The 23,384-nt window shown below is 71.2% G+C and carries 18 protein-coding genes and 1 pseudogene; 11 read left to right on the top strand and 8 right to left on the bottom strand.

From position 1 onward, the window contains the following. Positions 1 to 435, bottom strand: a 435-nt coding sequence (locus AB0N14_RS15820) for a phosphopantetheine-binding protein (protein WP_366026226.1), incomplete at its 3' end; no start/stop codon positions are given. A 571-nt stretch (positions 436 to 1,006) separates the two neighbouring features. Here AB0N14_RS15820 and AB0N14_RS15815 point away from each other — a divergent pair. Next, positions 1,007 to 1,255: a hypothetical protein gene (locus AB0N14_RS15815; RefSeq protein ID WP_366026225.1), complete on the top strand. Its 249-nt coding sequence runs from the start codon at positions 1,007 to 1,009 to the stop codon at positions 1,253 to 1,255. Between the two features lie 305 nt (positions 1,256 to 1,560). Continuing rightward, complete coding sequence (gene rsgA / locus AB0N14_RS15810; RefSeq protein ID WP_366026224.1) at positions 1,561 to 2,724, top strand: ribosome small subunit-dependent GTPase A; 1,164 nt, start codon at positions 1,561 to 1,563, stop codon at positions 2,722 to 2,724. A 75-nt stretch (positions 2,725 to 2,799) separates the two neighbouring features. Here the strand turns inward: rsgA and AB0N14_RS15805 are convergent. Together AB0N14_RS15805 and AB0N14_RS15800 are read right to left on the bottom strand one after the other, a co-directional pair. Then, positions 2,800 to 5,116, bottom strand: a pseudogene (locus AB0N14_RS15805) (glycoside hydrolase family 95-like protein). 104 nt (positions 5,117 to 5,220) lie between these two features. Continuing rightward, a complete protein-coding gene (locus tag AB0N14_RS15800) occupies positions 5,221 to 6,201 on the bottom strand; it encodes a helix-turn-helix domain-containing protein (protein WP_366026223.1) in 981 nt (326 codons plus the stop codon). A 355-nt stretch (positions 6,202 to 6,556) separates the two neighbouring features. On the opposite strand from AB0N14_RS15800, the gene AB0N14_RS15795 reads away from it, so the two are divergent. Together AB0N14_RS15795 and AB0N14_RS15790 are read left to right on the top strand one after the other, a co-directional pair. Beyond that, positions 6,557 to 7,990 (top strand): protein phosphatase 2C domain-containing protein, encoded by a 1,434-nt coding sequence (locus tag AB0N14_RS15795; RefSeq protein WP_366026222.1) that lies wholly within the window; start codon positions 6,557 to 6,559, stop codon positions 7,988 to 7,990. A 54-nt stretch (positions 7,991 to 8,044) separates the two neighbouring features. Beyond that, positions 8,045 to 9,787, top strand: a complete 1,743-nt coding sequence (locus AB0N14_RS15790; RefSeq protein WP_366026221.1) for a pyruvate dehydrogenase — start codon at positions 8,045 to 8,047, stop codon at positions 9,785 to 9,787. 96 nt (positions 9,788 to 9,883) lie between these two features. Here AB0N14_RS15790 and AB0N14_RS15785 read toward each other — a convergent pair whose 3' ends face one another. Further along, complete coding sequence (locus tag AB0N14_RS15785) at positions 9,884 to 10,501, bottom strand: hypothetical protein (protein ID WP_366026220.1); 618 nt, start codon at positions 10,499 to 10,501, stop codon at positions 9,884 to 9,886. 305 nt (positions 10,502 to 10,806) lie between these two features. Between AB0N14_RS15785 and AB0N14_RS15780 the strand changes: the two genes are divergently transcribed. Continuing rightward, the gene (locus tag AB0N14_RS15780) at positions 10,807 to 11,259 is read left to right on the top strand and encodes an ATP-binding protein (protein WP_366026219.1); all 453 of its coding nucleotides are present in this window, start codon (positions 10,807 to 10,809) and stop codon (positions 11,257 to 11,259) included. Positions 11,260 to 11,356: 97 nt separating this feature from the next. Here AB0N14_RS15780 and AB0N14_RS15775 read toward each other — a convergent pair whose 3' ends face one another. Further along, positions 11,357 to 12,400, bottom strand: a complete 1,044-nt coding sequence (locus tag AB0N14_RS15775) for a DUF2637 domain-containing protein (RefSeq protein WP_366026218.1) — start codon at positions 12,398 to 12,400, stop codon at positions 11,357 to 11,359. A gap of 714 nt (positions 12,401 to 13,114) precedes the next feature. Between AB0N14_RS15775 and AB0N14_RS15770 the strand changes: the two genes are divergently transcribed. Beyond that, positions 13,115 to 13,882, top strand: coding sequence for a GntR family transcriptional regulator (locus AB0N14_RS15770; RefSeq protein WP_366026414.1), 768 nt, complete (start codon positions 13,115 to 13,117; stop codon positions 13,880 to 13,882). A gap of 88 nt (positions 13,883 to 13,970) precedes the next feature. After that, entirely contained in the window at positions 13,971 to 14,192 is a 222-nt protein-coding gene (locus AB0N14_RS15765; protein WP_366026217.1) for a hypothetical protein, read from the top strand. Between the two features lie 10 nt (positions 14,193 to 14,202). Here the strand turns inward: AB0N14_RS15765 and AB0N14_RS15760 are convergent, their stop codons facing one another. The 3 genes from AB0N14_RS15760 to AB0N14_RS15750 form a co-directional block, all read right to left on the bottom strand. Next, entirely contained in the window at positions 14,203 to 14,706 is a 504-nt protein-coding gene (locus AB0N14_RS15760; RefSeq protein WP_366026216.1) for a DUF2231 domain-containing protein, read from the bottom strand. Positions 14,707 to 14,810: 104 nt separating this feature from the next. Further along, complete coding sequence (locus AB0N14_RS15755; RefSeq protein WP_366026215.1) at positions 14,811 to 15,587, bottom strand: hypothetical protein; 777 nt, start codon at positions 15,585 to 15,587, stop codon at positions 14,811 to 14,813. A 149-nt stretch (positions 15,588 to 15,736) separates the two neighbouring features. Continuing rightward, complete coding sequence (locus AB0N14_RS15750; protein WP_366026214.1) at positions 15,737 to 17,437, bottom strand: PucR family transcriptional regulator ligand-binding domain-containing protein; 1,701 nt, start codon at positions 17,435 to 17,437, stop codon at positions 15,737 to 15,739. 337 nt (positions 17,438 to 17,774) lie between these two features. Between AB0N14_RS15750 and AB0N14_RS15745 the strand changes: the two genes are divergently transcribed. The 4 genes from AB0N14_RS15745 (at position 17,775) to AB0N14_RS15730 (ending at position 23,375) form a co-directional block, all read left to right on the top strand. Beyond that, entirely contained in the window at positions 17,775 to 18,668 is an 894-nt protein-coding gene (locus AB0N14_RS15745) for a xanthine dehydrogenase family protein subunit M (protein ID WP_366026213.1), read from the top strand. Continuing rightward, a complete protein-coding gene (locus AB0N14_RS15740; RefSeq protein WP_366026212.1) occupies positions 18,668 to 19,258 on the top strand; it encodes a (2Fe-2S)-binding protein in 591 nt (196 codons plus the stop codon). The genes AB0N14_RS15745 and AB0N14_RS15740 overlap by 1 nt, the downstream gene beginning before the upstream one ends. A gap of 2 nt (positions 19,259 to 19,260) precedes the next feature. Further along, positions 19,261 to 21,687, top strand: coding sequence for a molybdopterin cofactor-binding domain-containing protein (locus AB0N14_RS15735; protein WP_366026211.1), 2,427 nt, complete (start codon positions 19,261 to 19,263; stop codon positions 21,685 to 21,687). 227 nt (positions 21,688 to 21,914) lie between these two features. After that, positions 21,915 to 23,375 (top strand): NCS2 family permease, encoded by a 1,461-nt coding sequence (locus AB0N14_RS15730; RefSeq protein ID WP_366026210.1) that lies wholly within the window; start codon positions 21,915 to 21,917, stop codon positions 23,373 to 23,375. Positions 23,376 to 23,384 lie beyond the last annotated feature (9 nt).

Raw genomic sequence — 23,384 nt, 5'->3', positions numbered from 1 at the left:
GCTGCCGACGATATCGGCCAGCACCGCCGCGAAGCGTTGTTCGCATTTGGCGAGAGTGGTCCGATCGTCAGCCGGATCAGCGGTCAAGACGTCGTTGGCGAGGGCGGCTGCAAGTCTTCGAATCGTCGGGTGCTTGTAGACGTCCGGCATCGACACGGAGGGCAGGTCGGCCTGCTTGCGCGCCCGGGCGCAGAAACGGGCCATCGTCATCGAGTCGGCACCGAGGTCATCGAAGAAGTGGCTGTCAACTGACACGTGCTCGCTGCCGACGATATCGGCCAGCACCGCCGCGAAGCGTTGTTCGCATTTGGCGAGAGTGGTCCGATCGTCAGCCGGATCAGCGGTCAAGACGTCGTGAGAGTTCCCCATCAGCTGGGTCCCTTGAAAAATCAGAGTGTCGATGCAGGCGCGCTGAACTACATGATCGAAATTCACGCACTTGCCTGGACTGCTATGGGAGCTGGGGCCGGAACACAGCTGAATGATCGCCCACCTTGACCGTGGCGGTTTTGGCTGGCCCTACTCAACGGTCTGATCCGGCCGACTAGATCGACAACATTGCTTACGCGCAACGCCTCCCTCGACCGCAGCGGAAAGGGGCTGGCCGATGGATCTTCCGTCCCTATCAGCAACCGCCGCTGCCGTTCATCCAGGCGTGGAAAGATCTCACCGGACTTCGCGGCCAGTCCCGCCTCGATCCCCTGCCCGTCCCCTTAGCGCAATCCTGGTCTCCTGAACAGTGGCAGTGGCCGCCAGAACAGAAAACCACGCGTCTTTTCTCAGAGTACGACTGTGTGCGCAAGGGGGCGAGCTGACGGCCGCCGAGCAGGAGAGGCGGGAGCCAGGGCCCCGGCATTCAGGCGGGTTGTTCCGGTTCACGGTGATCGGCGGGCGGGAGAGCGGGAAGCAAGCAGACACGGCCCCTTACGGATCATGGAGGTGTTGAAGCTTCACGATCTGCAAGGATGCCGTGTCCGTTCCTCCATCATCTCCCACGTCCGCTGCCGTGCTGGCAGCGGCCCCGCCTCCGGAGCCACGCCGTGCACAGGGCGGGGAAGTCGCCGCGCTGCTGGCCGAGTTCGCCCGCATCCCCGACGCCGGCCAGGTTCGCCGCCACCACACCCCCGCCGTCCTGCCTGTCCTGCGCGACCTGATCCGTTCCGTCCTCAAGCTCGTCGGCTGGGCCAACATCGCCGCCGCCCGACGCGCCCACGCCGACCGGCACCGCGTCCTCGCGCTCCACGTACTCACATGATCACAACCCGGACATCCGACCTGAACGCCGGGGCCCTGGACCGGCACGGCCTGTGACCCTGCCGAAAAATCGGTGGCGCCCGAATGCGGGCGCCTCTAAGGTGAAGTCCGCTTCACGCGGTGGCCGTTGGCCGCTGCTGTCGGCCGAGTGAGAAACGGGAGGTGTGACCGATGGCTGTCTCTGTGATGGGCGCTGCCCGCAACCAGAAGTTCATCCACTCCACCTCCGTCGTCTCCGGCTGATCTTTCCTGTTTCTTCGCGCCTGTGAGTGCGCGCGGCCGGGGCCGCCCTGTGAAGGGTTCCCCTTGAATCTCTCTTCTCTTTCGACTTCTTCGGCTTCGTTGCACCCTCTGGCCCCGTACGGCTGGGACGGGCGATGGGAAGCGGAGTTCGCTCCGTATGCCGAGCAGGGCCTCCTGCCCGGCCGTGTCGCGCGTGTCGACCGTGGCCTGTGCGACGTGATCAGCCCGGTCGGCATCATCCGTGCCGACACCGAGTTCGTCGTCCCCCGCGATCCGATGAAGGTCGTGTGCACGGGGGACTGGGTCGCCGTCGACCCGGAAGGCAGCGATCCGCGGTACGTGCGGACGCTGCTGCCGCGCCGCACCGCTTTTGTGCGCTCCACGTCCTCCAAGCGTTCCGAGGGCCAGGTGCTGGCCACTAACATCGATCACGTCGTCATCTGTGTGTCGCTCGCGGCCGAACTGGACCTCGGGCGCATCGAGCGGTTCCTGGCGCTGGCCATGTCCTGTTCGAGTGGTGAGGCACTGCTGCATAAGTCGGCACTCTCCTGGGAGTCCGGGGCGCAGCCGGTCGTGGTACTCACCAAGGCCGACGTGGTGCCGGACGTGACGACGCTCTCGTACTTCGTCCAGGACGTGGAGACCACCGCGCCCGGCGTGCCGGTGCTGCCGGTCAGCGCGCGGCAGGGCGAAGGGCTCGACGTGCTGACCGCGATCCTGTCCGGCGGTACGTCCGTGCTGCTCGGGCAGTCCGGCGCGGGCAAGTCCACCCTGGCCAACGCACTCCTCGGCGAGGACGTCATGCACGTCCAGGCCACGCGGGAGGTGGACGAGAAGGGCCGCCATACGACGACCACGCGCAACCTGCTCGCGCTGCCGGGCGGGGGAGTGCTGATCGACACGCCGGGGCTGCGCGGGGTCGGTCTCTGGGACGCCGAGAGCGGGGTCGGGCAGGTCTTCTCCGAGATCGAGGAACTGGCCGACCGGTGCCGCTTCCACGACTGCGCGCACGCGGCGGAGCCGGGCTGCGCGGTGCTGGCGGCGGTCGAGGCGGGGGAGTTGCCGGAGCGGCGCCTGGAGAGCTACCGGAAGCTGCTGCGGGAGAACCAGTGGATCGTGGCGAAGACGGACGCGCGCGTACGGGCGGAGCTGCGGCGGGACTGGAAGAGGAAGGGGGCACAGGGCAGGGCGGCGATGGAGGCCAAGCGGGGGCGCTGGTCGTCCTAGCCGCGGCAATCGTGCCTCCCCCCAGAGCCTTGACGGCCTGGAGGGAGGGACGACCCCCACGCAGGTGACCGGCCGTCAGGCCGGCAGGCCCCAGCGAGGAGCGGTTCCGTTCGGCGTGACGGGTGCGATCGTCAGGTCCGGGCGGTCGCCCTTCGCGGTGATCAGCGCCGACTCGCCCTTGGGCAGCGGGATACGGATCGTGCCGTCGTCCACCGTCTCGTACCGCAGCGGGTGCCCCCGGCCGTCCCGCACCTCGATCGCGCCCGGCAGACCGTGCCGTACGACGCAGGGCGCGCCCGCCTCGCTGACCAGCCGCACCCAGCGCGTCACTCCGCCCCTGCGCACGGCGGACAGCAGGAAGGCGCCCTGCGTACGGAAGTCGTGCACAGTGAGATCCGCCCAGGCGGCCGGCAGCGCGGGGAACACGCGGACGACCCCGCCCCAGGACTGGCACGCCATGTCGTGCAGGGACTGGGCAGCCGACAGGGGCGTCTCGATGACCGGGCCCGACTCCTTGTACATGGTGTTGGCCTGGATGAAGCGGGCCATGAGCTCACCGAGGTACTTCAGCGCGTCCTCGCCCTTGCCGAGCAGCGCGGACATCGAGGCGGCCCCCGTGAAGGTGTAGCCCTGGAGGGCGCCCTCGAAGCCGACCCAGTGCGCCAGCGACTTCTCGATGAGGGCGTGTTCCTCGGGCGTGCGGCCGGTCAGCTCGTACAGCGGGTAGATCGCCAGCAGGTGCGAGTAGTGGCGGTGCGACTTCGCGAACGGGATGTCCGCACCGATCATGAAACCGTTGTCGTCGGTGGGATACGGCACCCGCCGGGCCGGCACCTCCTGCCAGCGGGGCGCCAACTCGTCGTCGATGCCGAGGAGTTCGGCCGACTCGAGCAGCGTGCGGCAGCCCCAGGTGAGCAGCATGAGGTCGTAGTTGCAGTCTCGGCCGTTGCCGCCGTACTCCGGTGAGAAGGTGGCCGGCAGGTGCAGCTTGCCGTCCGGGCCCGGCTGAAGGAAGTGCAGGTAGTAGTTGATCGCCTTGCGCAGCAGGGGATGGAGGACGTCCCGCAGGACGGACTCGTCCATGGTGTGGCGGTAGCTCAGCCAGACGTTGTGCAGGGCCCAGGTGAGGTTGCCGACCTCGGGCGTCGGCGGGTCCTGGCCCGGGATGCCGACGCCGTAGCCGGTGAGGGTGCCCGCCGCGCCGTTCACCAGGTGCGGGTCCGTGGTGCGCGGGATGCCGAGCGAGTCCGAGCGGTACGGGGCCGCCACCTCCTTGGCCAGGTTGTCGCGGAACTCGCCGAGGGCCCGCGTCACGGCGTCGAATCCCAGGTGGTTGGAGCCGTGGATCAGCCAGTACTCCAGCTGGACATTGAGGTTCCACCAGGTGTTGGGCCAAGGGCGTGGGCTCCAGCCAGGGGCCGCTCGTCGCCATCACGGGCGCGTCGCGGCGGGCCGCCGAGGCGACCTTGTAGAGCTGGATCCAGTAGAAGCGCTGGATACGCGCGTCGGGCAGGGACAGGAAACTCTTGCGGTAGTAGGCGTGCCACCACGCGCGATGGGTCACCGCGAGGGCGTCGTACGGCAGCGGGGACCCGTCGCGGACCGCCCGCAGCGCCGTGCTCAGAGCCGTGGTCCGCGGGTAGGAGTGCGCGACGTACGCGTACAGCGTGCGCCGCCCGCCCCTTTCCGTCTCCCGCCAGGCCGTCACATGCTGACCGCCCGACAGCAGCGGCTGTACGGAGGTGTGGACACCGTCGTGTTCGCCGACCTCCGCGGGCGGGTTGCCCTGGTAACCGTCCGGCAGGGGCTTGAAGGCGGCGCGCGGACTGATCGCGTCCGCCGGGTGGAAGACCCAGCGGAAGCCGCGTTCGCCCGCGCTCGGCGTGACCTCCACGGCGAGCAGCGAGCGGGAGGTGTGCACCAGAACCCGCAGGGTGAGCGTGCCCCGGTCGGTGGTGAGGGTGCCGGTCAGTTCGGCGTCGTGCAGCCCGAGCCGCCAGTCCACGGCGGTGATCGTGCCCACCGGCTCCAGCGTGAAGTACCCGATCGGCAGCCGCGCAAGGCCGAACAGCGAGCCGAACTCGGGGCGGTGGTCCTGCACCTGGGAGTGCTGGACGTTGAAGCGGACGGCCCGTGTCTCGCCGCCGGGCTCGGCGTAGATGCCCGAGCCGAGGAAGCCGTTGCCCAGGAATGGGCCCTCGTACCAGGTCGCCGGCATCCGCTGCCAGACGAGGTCGGCGTCGTCCAGGACGGTGCGCCAGGGGTCGGTGGTGCCGCCCGTGCCGCCCGAGCGGTCGGCTGCTGTCGCCTGCGCGGGCAGGCCCCCGGCGAACAGCGCACCGCCGAGGGCGGATCCGGTGGCCAGGACGGTACGTCTGGACGGACTGGGCACGGTTGCCTCCCGGCGGCTCGGCAGTCATCGGATCTGTCCCGCGTGAAAACGTAAAGAGGAGGCGTCGGAGGGTCAATAGGAAGGAAGAGATCCGATGTGTCGGCTCAGCTCCGGGCCACCCAGCCCCGCTCGTACGCCTGCCAGCCCAGTTGCAGACGGGTCGTCACCCCGGTCAGTTCCATCAGCCGTTTCACCCGGCGCTGTACCGTCCTCAGGCCCAGGTCGAGCTGTTTGGCGACGCTCGCGTCGGTCAGGCCCGCCAGCAGCAGGGACAGCACCTCCAGATCGGTGCCGTCGGGACCGTCCGGGCCCTGCTCGGTGACGCCGGACGCGCCGAGCCTGAGCGGCAGCGCGTCCCGCCACACCGACTCGAACAGCCCGGACAGCAGCTCCAGCAGCCCGCTGGCATGGACGACGAGCGCGGCCGGCTCCGACGTGTGCGAGGTGAGCGGCACCATGGCCAGCGACCGGTCGGCGACCACCAGCTTGGTCGGCACCGTCTCGACGACCCGCACCTGCTCGTCGCGGCCGAGCGCGGAGGTCAGCTCGCTGATGCCGTCGGGCCGGTCGAGCACCGCCCGCTCCACCACCACCCGGTAACGGACCCCGCGTTCGGCCGCCTGCTCCTCCGCGTCGTTCTCCGTGCCGGTCACGGCGACCGGGTTGCCGGTGACCAGGGCGCACACCTCCTCGGCCGCGCCGAGCTGGAGCTGCAGGAACCGCTGGGTGACCGCGGACGCGCCGATCACCACCTCGACCAGGTCGTGCACCGCGGGCTCGGAGGCCGCCGCCCGGTACTCCTCGGCCAGCAGCGCGGCAGCGAGTTCGGCCTGCTCCAGCTCGTGCCGCTGCTGGGCGAGCAGCGCGCCCAGCGCCACGCCGGGCGGTGCCGCGACCCAGCGGCCGGGCCGCCCCGACGACTGGGCGGCGAGTCCCCGCCGCTCCAGTCCGCGCAGGGCGCGCTCGGTGTCCTGCTCACCGAGCATCAGCCGCCGCGCCAGATCGGGCACGTCCGCGGCCCCCACGGACACCAGTGCCCGGTACGCGGACTCGTGCGTCTCGTCCAGGCCTATCGCTGCCAGCATCAACCGTCCGTCCCTCCCCGACGACAAGTCCGGCGGCGAGCGCCGTGGCGGGTAACGGCCACGGCGCAAACCCGCCTGCCGACATCATCGCGGCAGCCCCCGCCCCTCTGCCAAGGTGACGTCGGTGCAGCCCACAAGACGTGACGGGGCTCCGGAGGCGTGCCGGCCCGTCACCGTGGTGCCGCCGGACGGTTCCCCTGTGGGGGGTGGGACCGTCCGGCGGCGACCTTCGTTCCCGGCCGGTCCGTATCACCGTTCGAGGCGTCGTCCGACACGCCGAGCACGGGACGGTCGCCCGGCCGGAATTTCCTGATGCCCCGTTTTCAACCGCCTCCGGCGGTGGACAATTGGCGGCATGAGTCAGCAGGGGGACAGGTCCACCGGCCACCAGGACGACTGGTGGGGGCAGTTGTACGACGACTCCACCGGGGACACGGGACCGGCTCCCGCGCCCGACAGCCTCGACGACCGCTTCGCCTCCGCCGCGGGGACGGTGGGGCAGGATGCGGCGCGGGGAAGCGGCCCCCAGGAGAAGGACGCCCCCGGCCCCAGTGCCCGGCCCGAGGCCCGCGCACCCTGGGAGCACCCGTCCACCCTCCCACCGGGCCCGGTCACCTTCCCGTCCACCCCGAAGCCACCGGCCGACCCGCCGAAGCCACCGGCCGACCCCCTGAAGCCACCGGCCGACCCGCCGAGGACACCGGCCGACCCGCCGAAGCCACCGGCCGACACCCCGCAGCCCGCGTCCGGCGTGACCGCGCCGAAACCGTCGCGCCCTGACGCGCCGTCGGACGCCCCGCCTCCGCCGCCCCTCCCGCGCACCCCGCCCCCGGTGGACTACATCGGCTCCGGCCCGCCCACCTACGACCCGGAGCCCAACGCCCTCCCGCCGGCCGACCCCGACCATCTCGCCGACCTGGTCCCCGACACCGCGCTGGACGGGGCCCGGTTCGGGTCCTGCACCCTGCGGGCGGTCTCCGCGCGCGGGGACTCGGCCCGCTTTCGGGGCGAGCCGCGACGCGACTGCCTGCTCACCGCCCGCTTCGGTACGGGGGACCAGGCCCTCGTGCTCGTCGCCGTGGCCACCGGCCGACGCGGCACGCCCGGCGCCCACCGTGCAGCCGCCGAGGCGTGTCACTGGATCGGCCGTGCCGTCGGGCGCAGTCACCTCCGCCTCGGCGAGGACATCCGGTCCGCCCGGCGCGGCGAACTGAAGTCAGGCCTGCAACGGCTCACCGACCGAAGCCTCGGCAAACTCCGCGCCGGCGCCGCCGCCCAGGGCGCCGACCCGGACGAGTACACCGCCGACCTGCGCTGTCTGCTGCTGCCCGCCGACCCCGTCTGCCGTATCCGCGTCTTCTTCGGTGTCGGCGCCGGCGGACTGTTCCGGCTGCGGGACGGCGAGTGGCAGGACATCGAACCGTGCGCCGCCGACACCGCCGGCGAGCCGGTGGTCGGCTTCGGCTCCCTGCCCTCCGCCCCCGAGGGCGACCGGCTCACCATGGACCTCGGCATCACCACACCCCCGAGCCCGTACGAACCGGCCCTCGAGCCGCCCCGTTCACCCTTTCTGTTCCGTGCCTCCGTCGCCCAGCCGGGGGACACGCTCCTGCTGTGCTCCGGCGGCCTCGCCGACCCGCTGCGCGACGAACCCGAACTCGCCGAACACCTGACGGCCCGCTGGTCCACGGGCGAGGCGCCGGGTCTGACGGCCTTCCTCGCCGACACGCTGGTGAGGGTGAAGGGCTACGCCGATGACCGTACGGCGGTCGCCGTCTGGGAGGCGTGATCGCGGTCCGTGTGGATACATGGATCCAGGGACAGCGAAGGGGTGCGTGGATTCATGGCCAAGCAGAACGTCGCGGACCAGTTCGTCGACATCCTCGTGCGGGCGGGGGTCAAACGCCTGTACGGGGTGGTCGGCGACAGCCTCAACCCGATCGTGGACGCCGTGCGCCGCAACTCCGCGATCGACTGGGTGCACGTACGGCACGAGGAGACCGCCGCCTTCGCGGCCGGCGCCGAGGCCCAGATATCCGGCGGGCTGACCGCCTGCGCCGGCTCCTGCGGGCCCGGCAACCTCCACCTCATCAACGGCCTGTACGACGCCCACCGCTCGATGGCCCCGGTGCTCGCCCTCGCCTCGCACATACCCTCCAGCGAGATCGGCCTCGGGTACTTCCAGGAGACCCACCCCGACCAGCTGTTCCGCGAGTGCTCCCACTACAGCGAGCTGATATCCAACCCCCAGCAGATGCCCCGCCTGCTGCAGACGGCCATCCAGCACGCGATCGGCCGCAGCGGCGTGAGCGTCGTCTCGCTCCCCGGCGACATCGCCGCCCAGCCCGCCCCCGACCGGTCCGCCGAGACCGCCCTCGTCACCTCCCGGCCCAGCGTCCGCCCGGGTGACGCCGAGATCGACCGGCTCGTGGCGATGATCGACGAGGCGGAGAAGGTCACCCTCTTCTGCGGCAGCGGCACCCGGGGTGCGCACGCCGAGGTGATGGAGTTCGCCGGGAAGATCAAGTCCCCGGTGGGGCACGCCTTGCGCGGCAAGGAGTGGATCCAGTACGACAACCCGTACGACGTCGGCATGAGCGGCCTGCTCGGCTACGGCGCCGCCTACGAGGCCACCCACGAGTGCGATCTGCTGATCCTGCTGGGCACCGACTTCCCGTACAACGCCTTCCTGCCGAAGGACGTGAAGATCGCCCAGATCGACGTCCGTCCGGAGAACCTGGGCCGCCGCTCCAAGCTGGATCTCGCGGTGTGGGGCGATGCCAAGGAGACCCTGCGCTGTCTCATCCCGCGCGTGCGGACCAAGGAGAACCGGCGCTTCCTCGACAAGATGCTCAAGAAGCACGCCGACGCGCTGGAAGGCGTCGTCAAGGCGTACACGCGCAAGGTCGACAAGCACGTTCCGATCCACCCGGAGTACGTGGCCTCAGTCCTGGACGAAGTGGCCGATGACGACGCCGTGTTCACGATCGACACCGGGATGTGCAACGTGTGGGGCGCCCGCTACATCTCGCCCAACGGCCGCCGCCGCATCATCGGTTCGTTCTCCCACGGCTCGATGGCGAACGCACTGCCGATGGCGATCGGGGCCCAGTTCACCGACCGGCGCCGGCAGGTGGTGTCGATGTCCGGTGACGGCGGGTTCTCCATGCTGATGGGCGACTTCCTCACCCTGGTGCAGTACGATCTGCCGGTGAAGGTGGTCGTGTTCAACAACTCCTCGCTCAGCATGGTGGAGTTGGAGATGATGGTCTCCGGACTGCCCTCGTACGGCACCGCCACCAAGAACCCCGACTTCGCGGCCGTGGCGCGCGCGTGCGGCGCGTACGGCATACGGGTGGAGAAGCCCAAGCAGCTCGCGGGCGCCCTGAAGGACGCCTTCAGGCACAAGGGTCCGGCGCTGGTCGATGTCGTCACCGATCCGCACGCCCTGTCCATCCCGCCGAAGATCAGCGCCGAGATGGTGACGGGCTTCGCCCTGTCCGCCTCGAAGATCGTGCTGGAGGGCGGTGTCGGCCGCATGGTGCAGATGGCTCGCTCCAACCTGCGCAACGTGCCACGGCCCTGACGCGGCGCGCCTCGCTGTGCGAGGCTCCGAGACCGGAACCCCGGCCCGATTCCGGCGGGCCGGGGTTCTCGTTGTGTGTCATGCGGACGGTTTCGGTCAGTCGCGTTCGCCGCGGTCGCCCTTGTCGTGGTCCTCGTGGTGGTGACGGATCACGCGGAAGCTGCCCACGACGCCGTGCTTGACCTTCACGCCGCCCCTGACGTGACGGGGGTGCACCCCGTCGCTCTGGCTCCAGGGGCCGACGACGGCGATGGGAGCGCCGTTGTCGCAGGTGGCCCCGGAGAAGACCTCGACGGTCTTCTTGCTGTCATTGCGGATGTTGAGGCTCTTGGAGCCGAGACCGCTGACGATCGTGACGCAGCCGTCCGGGATGGCCGGGTACTCACGCTCGTTGATGCGGACCTTGCCGTAGTACTCGTGCTCGAAGCCGCGGTCGCGGTCGCGGTCGCGGTCGCGGTCGCGGTCGCGGTCGCGGTTGCGGTCCTCATCCTCGCCCCGGTCGTGGTCCTCACGGCCCTCGTTGCCCTTGCTGTTGTTGTTGTCGCCGTTGCCGCCCTGCGGGAGGGCGGGGGCGGCAGCGGGGGCCGCGGCGACCGGGGCGACGGGGGCCGCCTGGGCCGGCTCGGAAGCCGCGTTGGCGTAGGTGATGCCGGTGGCCGCCAGGGCCGCGGCAGCCGCGATCGCGGCGGTTACAACGGTGGAACGCGTTGCCATGACACTTCTCCTGTCTGAGAGACGTCGGCTGAAAGCCGATGCGTGATTGAACGTACAGACCATCCTGATCTGTGTCATATCCGACATACCGACAATATGAATAATAATTCGTTTGGAGTAATGGCGACTGATACGGCGTCACCCAGGGACGTCCCCGTGTCCGGAAGTCGAGGAGAAACGCCGTCACCATGACTGCCGATCCGGAGGCGGGGCATGCATGTCCGTGGAGGTGTTCGAGTAGAGGGGAACCGGCATCCACCTACGGGGCGGGGGTCATGAAGAGGCGAGCACGAGGGGGCGGTCCCGTGGTGATCGGGGCCTCCTCGGCGAAGACGACGGAGGAAGCGACCGACACGCTGACGGACCGGTCGGCGGCCGCCCAGCTCAGGCGCCGGCTGGGGCGGGCGGACTTACGGGCGGTACCCGAAGTGCGCAGAGCGCTCAGGGAGTTGCTGCGGCACTGGGGAAGGCCGGGACGCTCGGAGATAGCCGAACTGCTCACGAGTGAGCTGGTGACCAACGCGCTCATCCACACCGACCGCGACGCGGTCCTCACCGCGACCGTCTCGTCCCGCGGACTCCACGTGGAGGTGAGGGACTTCGTGGGACGCAGGCCGAGGCTGCACGCACCGAGCGGCGACGACGGTACGCACGGCAGGGGACTGGTCCTCGTGCAGTCACTGGCGGACGCGTGGGGCGTGCGGGCGCACGGCGTGGGAAAAGCGGTGTGGTTCGACCTCGGTGCGGACGCCGCCTGAGGCGGCGCCGGCAGGGCGCGCGCCGAAGGGAAGAGGTCAACAACGGGAAGGGGGCGCGGCATTGAGCCGCGCCCCCTTCCCGGGATGGTGTCCGGTCTCAGCCGAACTGCTGTTCAAGATCCTTGAGTTTGCGCTCCAGGGAGTCGAGCCGCGGCAGGGCCATGGTGTCGTCCTCGGCGGTGAGGTCGACCGTGATCGGGTCAGCGGCGGAGTTCCGGACGGGCTGGAGCGAGGGGCGGGTACGTGAGGGCAGTTCCCCCGCGGGTATGGCAGGCTCCGAGGAGACCGGTGCGGGGGCCCGCTCGACGGTCTGCACCTCGACCTGACGTCCGCCGTTGCCGCCGGTCAGCGCGCGGTGGCCGCGGCTGAGCGCCTTCAACTGCGCGCGCTCGGCCCGCTGCTGCTCGCGGCGGCGCGCCTTGTTCAGCTCCTTCTGGCGCCGGTCCTCGCGGACCTCCTCGACGGCCTCGTCCAGGCTGCGCACACCCTCGAGGAGCATCAGCGACCAGGCCCTGTACGTCTCACGGGGCGCCCGCAGCCAGCGGACGATACGGATCTGCGGCAGCGGACGCGGCACCAGGCCCTGCTCGCGCAGTGCGGCGCGGCGGGTCTGCTTCAGTGCGCGGTCGAACAGCACAGCGGCGGACAGCGACATGCCGGCGAAGAACTGCGGGGCGCCCGCGTGGTCGACGCCCCTGGGCGCGTGCACCCAGTTGAACCAGGCGGACGCCGCCGCGAACGTCCACACCAGGATCCGGGAGCCGAGCGCCGCGTCGCCGTGGCTGGCCTCGCGGACGGCGAGCACGGAGCAGAACATGGCCGCACCGTCCAGGCCGAACGGGACCAGGTACTCCCAGCCGTCGGTCAGGCCGAGGTTCTGCTGGCCGAAGCCGACCAGGCCGTGGAAGGAGAGCGCCGCGGCGACGGCCGCACAGCAGAAGAGGAGTGCATAGGAGGCGGTGGCGTAGATGGTCTCCTTGCGCCTGCGGCGCTCCTCGGCGCGTTCCCACGAGTCGTCCGCGCTCGCGTTCCCCCCGGAGGAGCGCTTGCCACGCGCGAGCACCGCCACCGCCACCAGCGTGCCCAGGAGCAGTACGGCGCCCGGAAGCAGCCAGTTCAGCGATATGTCGGTCAGTCTCATCTGGGGTCCCTTGCATTGGGATAGGGCGTAACGCCCGCCATAGTGGCCCAATTCCGCCGCCCCTCAGGGGGTTTCGGGGCAAGAGGCCGCCAAGGATGTGCAAGGGAATGCCCTGGACGGCGTTCTGCTCGAACTGCCGCTTGAGGGGCGGGAGTTGAGTTCGAACAAGACTACCCGTACCGGTGGTTCCACGGAAAGTTCCTGCGACAAGTGAGGAACGTGTGAAACGCGTGTGGGTCGCGCGGGGCCTCATCCGTGGCTGGATCTTACGGTACTGCGACCGTAGTTGGTCGCCAGGGTCCCCTGAAGCCCGCTCTAGTGACCGCGATGCGGGTCGGCTTGGTGACGTGGTCGGCGTCACAGGCGTGCGGATGCCTCCGGGGAGCCTGACGGCAGGGATGTCGGGCCGCCACCTTCGGGAGCCGTCTCGCTCGGGCCGAGTTCGGTGACCGTCAGCCCCCGGGAACGCCTCGCTGGACCAGGTGTACGAAGGAGGCTCTCCTTATCGGAGGTGGTCTGTGGGGGAACCGGAGCGTAAGGTGCCTAACGTGCTTTACGAGCGGTAAACAACCGTCGTGAACGAATCGCAGAGGGCAGGACGCCGCAAGACCGGAGGAGGAGCCCGTGGAGCAGGCCCGTTCCCGCCGCGCGGAGGGCTCTACCGAGACGGGGGGAGCGGCACCCCGTACGCAGGCCGCACGGGTGCCGCACCAGCTGCGGCCGGGGGACGAGGTCCGCGAGCGGGCCGCCGCCACGGGCGCCACGCGCGGTGAGCACACCCACAGCGAGCCGCCGATCCCGCGTCCGCGCGTACGGGAGGACGTGGCCGCCGGGTGGCCCGTGGAGGACGGGCGTCCCGTCGTCCAGCGGGCCTCCGTCCGCGGGCAGATACTCGACGCCCTGCGCACCGTGCTGGTCAGGGGCGAGCTCACTCCCGGTGAGGTCTACTCGGCGCCCGCGCTCGCCGAACGGTTCGGGGTGTCCGCCACACCGGTGCGCGAGGCGATGCAGCAGCTGGCCCTGGAGGGCGCGGTCGAGGTCGTGCCCAACCGGGGCTTCCGTGTCGTCGTGCGCAGCGCCCGTGAACTGGCCGAACTCGCCGAGATCCGGGCCCTGATCGAGGTCCCGGTGATGCTGCGGCTCGCCCGCACGGTCCCCGCCGAGCGCTGGGCGGAGCTGCGCCCGCTGGCCGAGGCCACCGTCCGCGCGGCGTCCTCCGGGTGCCGGGCGACCTACGCCGAGTCGGACCGCGCCTTCCACCGCGCGGTCCTCGCCCTCGCCGGCAACGAGCAACTCCTGCGGATCGCCGACGACCTGCACCGCCGCGCCCAGTGGCCCCTGATCGAAGCCCCCTCCTTCCGCGGCCGCGCCGACCTGCTCGCCGACGCCGCCGAGCACACGGCCCTGCTCGACGCGCTGGCCGCCCAGGACCTGACAGTGGTGCAGTCACTCGTACGGGAGCACTTCACGGGGTCCTCCTGACGGGGGCCTCCTTGCGGTCGCAGGATGAGGGAACCGCTCCGGCGTTCCCCTGCGTGTCGGCCGGAGAGGGGGCGACCGTCCCACGGGGGTGACCGATGGTGATGTTCGAAACAGGGCAGCGGGCCGGGCGGCGGTACCGGGACCGGCCGGGCCGGCGGGCCGGGCCGGCCTCGGCGGGCGGGCGGCGTTCGTCGCCCCCGCCGCCGCCGTCGTCCTCCTCGCCGCCGTCGTCCTCCTCGCCGCCGTCGTCCTCCTGGCCCGCGACCCCGCGTTCCACGACGCCCTGTGGACGTTCGTCCGGAGCCTGTGAGCGGCTGATCTCAGTCCCCGTGACCGGTGGCGGTCTTCGAGAAGGCGTCGTGCCAGGCCGCCTTCGCGCCGGAGTCGCCTATGCGGTACACGTCGACCACCGCGCCCACGGCCACGACCAGGGACAGCACGGCCGCGGCCATCCGGACGACCGCGCCGCCGCGAGGCCCGGCCGTGCCGCCCTGCGGCGCCGGCGTCCGGCGGGCGGTCCACCACACGGCCGTCGCCAGCAGGAACAGGCCCAGGGCCCACGGCAGCAGACCGTCCCCGAGCTCGGCGTGCTTGCGCACCAGAGGGTCGCTGTCGACGTGCCGCTCCAGCCACTCACCCGCGTGGGAGGTCAGAGGAACGGTCACCAGTGTGACGAAGGCGAGCACGGGCAGGATCAGCCCCAGCCGCCGCGCGGCCTTCGGCCACAGTGCGCTGACGACGAGCGCCAGTGCGCTCAGCGGGACGAGGACGACGACGAAGTGGACGAACAACACGTGCGCGGGCAAGCCGTTGACGACGGTCATCGGGGTGCTCCTCCAGGGGGTGGCCAAGGGGTCGGCGCGCCAGCCTGGCACAGCAATTTCTCAGCTTCTTCTGAGGACAGAACGGGACGGAAGTGGGCAAACCCCTACGGTGTGGCCGGGTTCATCGGCGTCAGCTGCCGCGCCAGCCACGTCGGCACGCCCCCCAGCAGCCGGAACAGCCTCCCGGCCTCCGCGCGCAGTCGGGACGCCTCCGGTTCGGACTCCGCGTCCGCGAGCGACGCCAGCGCCGGTGCCGTACCGACGAGGTACCCGAGCTCCTCGCGGATCCGCAGCGACTCGGCGAAGCCGTGCCGCGCCTCCGCCACCTCGCCGTCCCGCAGGGCGAGCCCCGCCAGGTGCCGCCAGGTGAAGGAGAGCAGCAGCGCGTCGCCGTACGCGGCGGCGCCCGCGTGGGCGCGCCGGTAGGCCGCACGAGCCGCCTGCGGGGAGCGGGCCAGGTTCTCGGAGAGCAGTCCGCGCCGGAAGTCCAGCAGCGCCCGTCCCGGCGCACCCGGCGGCAGCAGCGCGGCGGCCCGGCCCAGCGCCGCCCGCGCCTCGTCCGCACGGTCCCGCACACCGTGCAGCGTGGCCGCGTACGCAAGCTGCCCGCGTTCACAAGCGGCCGCGCCCCGTTCCTCGTCGCTGTGGGCCTGTGCCTCGGCCGTGCGCAGCGCGTCCTCGGCCTCCTCCCAGCCCTGCTCCGTGTACAGGCACCGCTCGACCAGCAGCGCGGCCCGCTGGAGGGACGCCTCGGCCGTCTCCGGGTGGAGGAGGGCCGCCGCGTCGGCCCAGCAGGCGCGCGAGCGCAGCCGCCATACCGCGGTCTGGAGTGGATCGTCTGCTGCGGTCGTTCCGGTACCAGACATGGCGGTATGCGCCACGTTGCCCTCCCGAGCACGCCATCGAGCTTTAGGTGGTGGCGGCATTCCAGCACCAACTGCGGCACGGGGCCAAGAGGGTGGGTGAAGGATTTCACAAAGTCGTGGGCACCGGCGGGCGGTGGGGCCACCGGTGCACCACCGCCCTGACCTCAGCTCATGCGCAACGCGAGGAAGAAATCGAGCTTGTCCTCCAGGCGCGAGAGGTCCCGGCTCGTCAACTGCTCGATACGCCCTACCCGGTATCGCAGCGTGTTGACGTGCAGGTGGAGCCGGGTCGCGCAACGGGTCCAGGAGCCGTCGCACTCCAGGAACGCCTCCAGGGTGGGGATCAGCTCGGCGCGGTGCCGGCGGTCGTAGTCGCGCAACGGATCCAGCAGACGGGCCGTGAAGGCCCGGCGCACGTCGTCCGGGACGAACGGCAGCAGCAGCACGTGCGAAGCCAGCTCCTGGTGGCCGGCCGCGCACACCCGGCCCGGGCGGGCGGCGGCGACCCGGCGGGCGTGCCGCGCCTCCTCCAGGGCGCCGCGCAGCCCCTCCGCCGAGTGCACCGCGGCGCTGACGCCCAGCGTGAGCCGGCCGTCGTCGGCGAGGCCCGCGGACAGCGGCTCCCGTACGGCCTGAAGCAGGGCGTCGGCCAGGACGCCCTGCTCGGAACCGTCCTGCTCGGAGGACACGGACGGAAGCGGCACGAGCGCGATCGCCTCGTCCCCGGTGTGGGCCACCGCGATGCGGTCGGAGTGCTCCGGGCCGGTGGACCCGAGGTACCCCTTGTTCGAAGAGCCGGGGAGGGCGTCGACGAGGATCTCCTCCAGCAGTGCCTGGGCGACCGGCCCGCTCTCGACCTCCCCGCCGTCCCACTCGACCCGGGCCACCACGACCTGCCAGTGGGGCGCCGACCCCAGCCCCGGCAGCAGCACGGGCGCGGCGACCCGCAGCCGGGCCGCTATCTCGGCGGGCGCGGCTCCCGTCTGCACCAGCTCCAGGACCTCCTGCGCGAGCCGCCGCCGCACGGTGCGCGCCGCGTCGCGCCGGTCCCGTTCGACCGCGATCAGCTGGGTGACGCCGTGCAGCAGGTCGAGCCGCTCCTCGGCCCAGTCCCCGGCGTCCGCCTCGACCGCGAGCAGCCAGTCGGACAGCACCGTCTCGCGCACGTCCCGCGAGGCGCCGCCGGTCCGGCCGCTGCCGCTGCCGCGGATCGGGAAGAGGGAGTACGTCGTCGCGCCCAGCGTCACCCGGTGCGGTCCCCGGCGCCCGGTGCGCGTCGCCGCCAGATGCTCGGCCGCCAGCCTGGCGCACACGTCCGCGGCGAGACCGGGCGTCGGCCCGGCGATGGTCAGGCCGGTGGGGGAGAGCACCCAGGCCCGCAGGTCCAGGTCGGAGTGGAGCAGGTCCAGGACGACGTCCGGGCCGCCGCCCGCCGGGCCGGGGGTCATCATCCGCCGGTGCCGGTCCACCACGGCCGCCAGGTCCCCGGCCCGCTCGCCGGACACCTGCCGTACGACGTGCTCGGTGATCGTGGCGAACGCCACCGACTCATGGACGGCGAACAGCGGCAGCCGGTGCCGGGCGCAGGCCACGATCAGGTCGTCCGGGACGTCGCCCAGCTCCGCCTCGCCCGCGGCGAGCGCGGCCACGCCGGCGCTCGTCAGGATGCGCACGAAGGGCTCGGAGTCGGCGGGGTCGTGCCGCCACGCCAGGCCCGTGAGGACCAGTTCACCGCCGGAGAGGTACCGGCTGGGGTCCTTCAGGTCCGTGGTCATCACACCGCGCACGGTACGGTCGAGCTCGTCCTCGCCGCCGAGCAGCCGCAGCCCCAGCGCGTCGGTGTTCAGCAGTGCGCGCAGCCGCATGTGTCGTTGCCGCCGTTCTTGTCCGGAAATCCATGGTCGGTCGGCCAGGGCGTTGGCCTGGGCTTTTCGGAAGCCGTGCTCACGGTTGCCGCCGCCGGTGCGTCGTGTTTCCAGGGGAAACCGGAGAGGTTACGGATGGCCTCCGTTCATATGAATCTACAAGATGGTCGCCCTCACCAGCCAACTCCTTCATGTTTTCGGTGACTGACCCCGTTGGAGTACCCGGCGGTGTACTGACTCCACTCCCCGTGAAAAAACAGCACTTGAACGAGCCGGGCCCGCCGCACCGGATATGGCTCGATCCGTACCGCCCACGAGACGAAGAAGAGAGCCGGTCATGGACTTCCTTCGCCCCGCAAGCTGGGACGAGGCGCTCGCCGCCAAGGCCGAGCACCCCAGCGCCGTACCGATTGCGGGTGGCACCGATGTGATGGTCGAGATCAACTTCGACCACCGCCGGCCCGAGCATCTGATGGACCTCACTCGCATCGGCGATCTCTACGAGTGGGAGGTCGGTGAGGACAGCGTGCGCCTCGGCGCCTCGGTCCCCTACACCAAGATCATGGAGGACCTGCGGGCCGAACTGCCGGGCCTGGCCCTCGCCTCCCACACGGTGGCCTCCCCGCAGATCCGCAACCGCGGCGGCGTCGGCGGCAACCTCGGCACGGCCTCCCCGGCCGGCGACGCCCACCCGGCCCTGCTCGCGGCGGGCGCCGAGGTCGAGGTGGAGTCCGCGGCCCGCGGCACCCGCCTCATCCCGATCGACGCCTTCTACACCGGCGTCAAGCGCAACGCGCTCGCCCCCGACGAGCTGATCCGCGCCGTCCACATCAAGAAGGCCGACGGCCCCCAGCAGTACTCGAAGGTCGGCACCCGCAACGCCATGGTGATCGCGGTGTGCGCCTTCGGGCTCGCCCTGCACCCCGAGTCCCGCACGGTCCGCACCGGCATCGGCTCCGCCGCGCCCACGCCCGTGCGGGCCAAGGCCGCCGAGGAGTTCCTGAACGCGGCCCTGGAGGAGGGCGGCTTCTGGGACAACGGCAGCATCATCACCCCTTCCGTCACCCAGCAGTTCGCGCAGCTGTGCGCCGCCGCCTGCAACCCGATCGACGACGTCCGGGGCACCGCCGGCTACCGCCGCCACGCGGTCGGGGTCATGGCGCGCCGCACGCTGACCTGGACCTGGGAGTCGTACCGCGGCACCCGCCGCACCTCGAAGGGAGCTGCGTGATGCGCGTCAACTTCACGGTCAACGGACGCCCGCAGGAGGCCGACGACGTCTGGGAGGGCGAGTCCCTGCTGTACGTGCTGCGCGAACGGCTGGGCCTGCCGGGCTCCAAGAACGCCTGCGAACAGGGCGAGTGCGGCTCGTGCACGGTCCGTCTGGACGGCGTGCCGGTGTGTTCGTGTCTGGTCGCGGCCGGGCAGGTGGAGGGCCGCGAGGTGGTCACGGTCGAGGGGCTCGCGGACCACGCCGAGCAGCGGTCCTGCGGGACCGGGGCGTGCGGCACGTCTCTGGACGAGGCCAAACGGTGGCAGGCCAAGGGCACCGACCCGCAGACCGGCGAGGGAACCGGCTCGTCCCCGCGCGCAGCGCTCTCTCCCGTCCAGCAGGCGTTCATCGACGCCGGCGCAGTCCAGTGCGGCTTCTGCACGCCCGGCCTGCTGGTCGCCGCCGACGAGATGCTGGAGCGCAACCCGAACCCGACCGACGCGGACATCCGCGAGGCCCTGTCCGGCAACCTGTGCCGCTGCACCGGCTACGAGAAGATCATGGACGCGGTCCGCCTGGCGGCCGCCCGGCAGTCCGAGGGGGCCTGACCATGGCGGCCATCGGCGTTCCCACGAAGATCACGCAGGGCTCGCGGACCAAGGGCGGCATCGGCGAGTCCACGCTCCGCCCGGACGGTACGCTCAAGGTCACCGGCGAGTTCGCGTACTCGTCCGACATGTGGCACGAGGACATGCTCTGGGGCCACATCCTGCGCTCCACGGTCGCTCACGCCGAGATCGTGTCGATCGACACGAGCGAGGCCCTGGCCACACCCGGCGTCCACGCCGTCATGACCTACGACGACCTGCCGACCGATGTGAGGAACTACGGCCTGGAGATCCAGGACACCCCGGTCCTCGCCCACGGCAAGGTACGTCACCACGGCGAGCCCGTCGCGATCGTCGCCGCCGACCACCCGGAGACCGCCCGTCGCGCCGCCGCCAAGATCAAGGTGGAGTACCGCGAACTCCCGGTCATCACGGACGAGGCGTCCGCGCTCGCCCCGGACGCGATCCTCGTCCACGACAACCGCACGGATCTCCCCCAAGGACCTACGACAGGCTCCGGTCCAGGGGGGACCCCCATCGCCGCCCACGTCCCGCACCCGAACATCGTCCACCGCCAGCCCATCGTCCGCGGCGACGTGGCGACGGCACGCGAGCGGGCCGACGTCATCGTCGAGGGCGAATACCACTTCGGCATGCAGGACCAGGCCTTCCTCGGCCCCGAGTCCGGTCTCGCCGTCCCCGCCGAGGACGGCGGCGTGGACCTCTACATCGCCACCCAGTGGCTGCACGCCGACCTCCGCCAGATCGCACCCGTCCTCGGCCTGCCCGAGGACAAGGTCCGGATGACCCTGGCCGGTGTCGGCGGCGCCTTCGGCGGTCGCGAGGACCTGTCGATGCAGATCCACGCCTGTCTGCTCGCCCTGCGCACCGGGAAGCCGGTCAAGATCGTCTACAACCGGTTCGAGTCCTTCTTCGGGCACGTCCACCGCCACCCGGCGAAGCTGTACTACGAGCACGGAGCGACGAAGGACGGCAAGCTCACCCATGTGAAGTGCCGGATCGTCCTCGACGGCGGCGCCTACGCGTCCTCCTCCCCGGCGGTGGTCGGCAACGCCTCCTCGCTCGGGGTCGGCCCCTACGTCGTCGACGACGTCGACATCGAGGCCATCGCCCTCTACACCAACAACCCGCCCTGTGGCGCCATGCGCGGCTTCGGCGCGGTCCAGGCGTGCTTCGCCTACGAGGCGCAGATGGACGAGCTCGCCAAGAGGCTCGGCATGGACCCGGTGGAGTTCCGGCAGCGCAACGCGATGTCCCAGGGCGCGGTCATGCCCACCGGCCAGGTGGTCGACTCCCCGGCGCCGGTCGCCGAACTCCTGCGCCGCGTCAAGGCGATGCCCCTGCCGCCGGAGCGCCAGTGGGAGAGCTCCGAGGGCGTGGACGTACGGCAACTGCCCGGCGGCCTGTCCAACACCACGCACGGCGAAGGCGTCGTACGCGGTGTGGGCTACGCGGTCGGCATCAAGAACGTCGGCTTCTCCGAGGGCTTCGACGACTACTCCACCGCCAGGGTCCGCATGGAGGTCATCGCGGGGGAACCCGTCGCCACCGTGCACACGGCGATGGCGGAGGTCGGCCAGGGCGGCGTCACCGTCCACGCGCAGATCGCCCGGACCGAGCTGGGCATCGCCCAGGTGACGATCAACCCGGCGGACACGCAGGTCGGGTCGGCCGGTTCGACGTCCGCGTCCCGGCAGACGTACGTCACCGGGGGCGCCGTGAAGAACGCCTGCGAGCTGGTCCGCGAGAAGGTCCTGGAGATCGGGCGCCGCAAGTTCGGCTCGTACCACCCGGCTTGGGCGACGGCGGAGCTGCTGCTGGAGGGCGGCAAGGTCGTCACCGACGGGGGAGAGGTGCTCGCCGACCTGGTGGACGTCCTGGGCGACGAGGTCGTGGAGATCGAGCGCGAGTGGCGGCACCGCCCGACCGAGCCCTTCGACCTGCGCACCGGCCAGGGCAACGGCCACGTCCAGTACTCCTTCGCCGCGCACCGCGCCGTGGTGGAGGTCGACACCGAGCTGGGCCTGGTCAAGGTCATCGAACTGGCCTGCGCCCAGGACGTCGGCAAGGCGCTCAACCCGCTGTCCGTGACCGGTCAGATCCAGGGCGGTACGACCCAGGGACTGGGCATCGCGGTCATGGAGGAGATCGTCGTCGACCCGAAGACGGCGAAGGTGAAGAACCCGTCGTTCACGGACTACCTGATCCCCACGATCCTGGACACGCCGACGATCCCGGTGGACGTCCTCGAACTGGCCGACGACCACGCCCCGTACGGCCTGCGCGGCGTGGGCGAGGCCCCGACGCTGTCATCAACTCCGGCCGTGCTCGCGGCGATCCGCAACGCGACGGGGTTGGAGCTGAACAGGACGCCGGTACGTCCCGAACACCTCACGGGCACGGCGTAATCCGTCCCCCCGCCGCCGTGGCGGGCAGTCGTGCCGCACGACGGCGCGGGTGGGCGCTGGGGTCCCCCCTGCTGGAAGAGCTTGGGGGAGGCACCCCGGCGCCGGGCAACAGCTCAACCAACGGCCACCCCGGCGCCGGTCGCACCACCGCAACACCCCCGTTCGTCTCGGGCCGTCCCCCGCGTCGTGCACATCCCAACCCCCTATGAAACTTGGGAGACGGCCCCATGACCCACCCCTCAGTCGAGCCCAGGTCCACAGCCGAAGACGCCGGCACGGAACCCCCCGTCCCGGTCGGCAGCGGGCCCTGGCTCGATCGGTACTTCCACATATCCACGCGGGGATCCACGCTCGCCCGCGAGGTCCGCGGCGGCATCACCACCTTCATGGCGATGGCGTACATCCTCCTGCTCAACCCGCTCGTCCTGTCCGGCAAGGACGCCGCGGGGGACACCCTCGGGCAGAAGGCCGTGATCACCGCGACCGCGTTCGCGGCGGCCCTCACCACGCTGCTGATGGGTCTCGTCGGCAAGGTGCCGCTCGCCCTCGCCGCCGGCCTCTCCGTCTCCGGTGTCCTCTCCTCCCAGGTCGCCCCGCAGATGACCTGGCCGCAGGCCATGGGCATGTGCGTGACCTACGGCGTGGTCATCATGCTCCTGGTCGTCACCGGCCTGCGGGAGATGATCATGAACGCGATCCCGCCGGCGCTGAAGCACGGGATCACGATGGGGATCGGCCTGTTCATCGCCCTGATCGGCTTCTACAAGTCCGGCTTCGTGCACCAGGGCAAGGCCACCCCGGTCACCCTCGGCCCGGCGGGCCAGCTGACCGGCTGGCCGGTCCTGCTGTTCGCCGGCACCCTCCTCCTCGTCTTCATGCTCCAGGCCCGGGGCGTCCCGGGCGCCATCCTCATCGGCATCGTCGGCGGCACCGTCGTGGCGGCCGTGCTGAACGCGGCGGGCGTCATCAAGGCCGACGCCTGGGCGAGCGGAGCGCCCGAACTGCACGGCGGCGCGGTCTCGATACCCGACTTCTCGCTCTTCGGGCACGTGGAGTTCGGCGGCTGGGACAAGGTCGGCGCCATGACGGTCGGGATGATCGTCTTCACCCTCGTGCTGGCCGGTTTCTTCGACGCGATGGCCACCATCATCGGCGTCGGCACCCAGGCCGGGCTCGCCGACGACAGGGGCCGGATGCCGGGCCTGTCCAAGGCGCTGTTCATCGACGGCGCGGGCGGTGCGATCGGCGGCGTGGCGGGCGGCTCGGGCCAGACCGTGTTCATCGAGTCCGCCACGGGCGTGGGCGAGGGCGCCCGCACGGGCCTCGCCTCCGTCGTCACCGGCCTGCTCTTCGCGGCGTGCCTGTTCTTCACCCCGCTGACGGCGATCGTCCCCCAGGAGGTGGCCTCCGCCGCCCTGGTGGTGATCGGCGCGATGATGCTGATGAACGCCCGCCATGTGGACTGGGCCGACCGCGCCACCGCCATCCCGGTCTTCCTGACCGTGGTCCTGATGCCGTTCACGTACACCATCACCACCGGTGTCGCCGCGGGTGTCGTCTCGTACGTCGCCATCAAGGCCGCCCAGGGCAGGGCGCGGGAGATCGGCGCCTTCATGTGGGGCCTGACGGTGGTGTTCTTGATCTACTTCGCCCTCCATCCGATCGAGGGCTGGCTGGGCGTGCGCTAGCCGCTTCCC

Origin of the sequence: Streptomyces sp. NPDC051104 (genome assembly GCF_040682835.1) — a bacterium.
Lineage (GTDB): Bacteria > Actinomycetota > Actinomycetes > Streptomycetales > Streptomycetaceae > Streptomyces > Streptomyces cynarae.
Note: the sequence above shows the minus strand (reverse complement) of the source record. Positions and strands in the feature narration are given on the sequence as shown.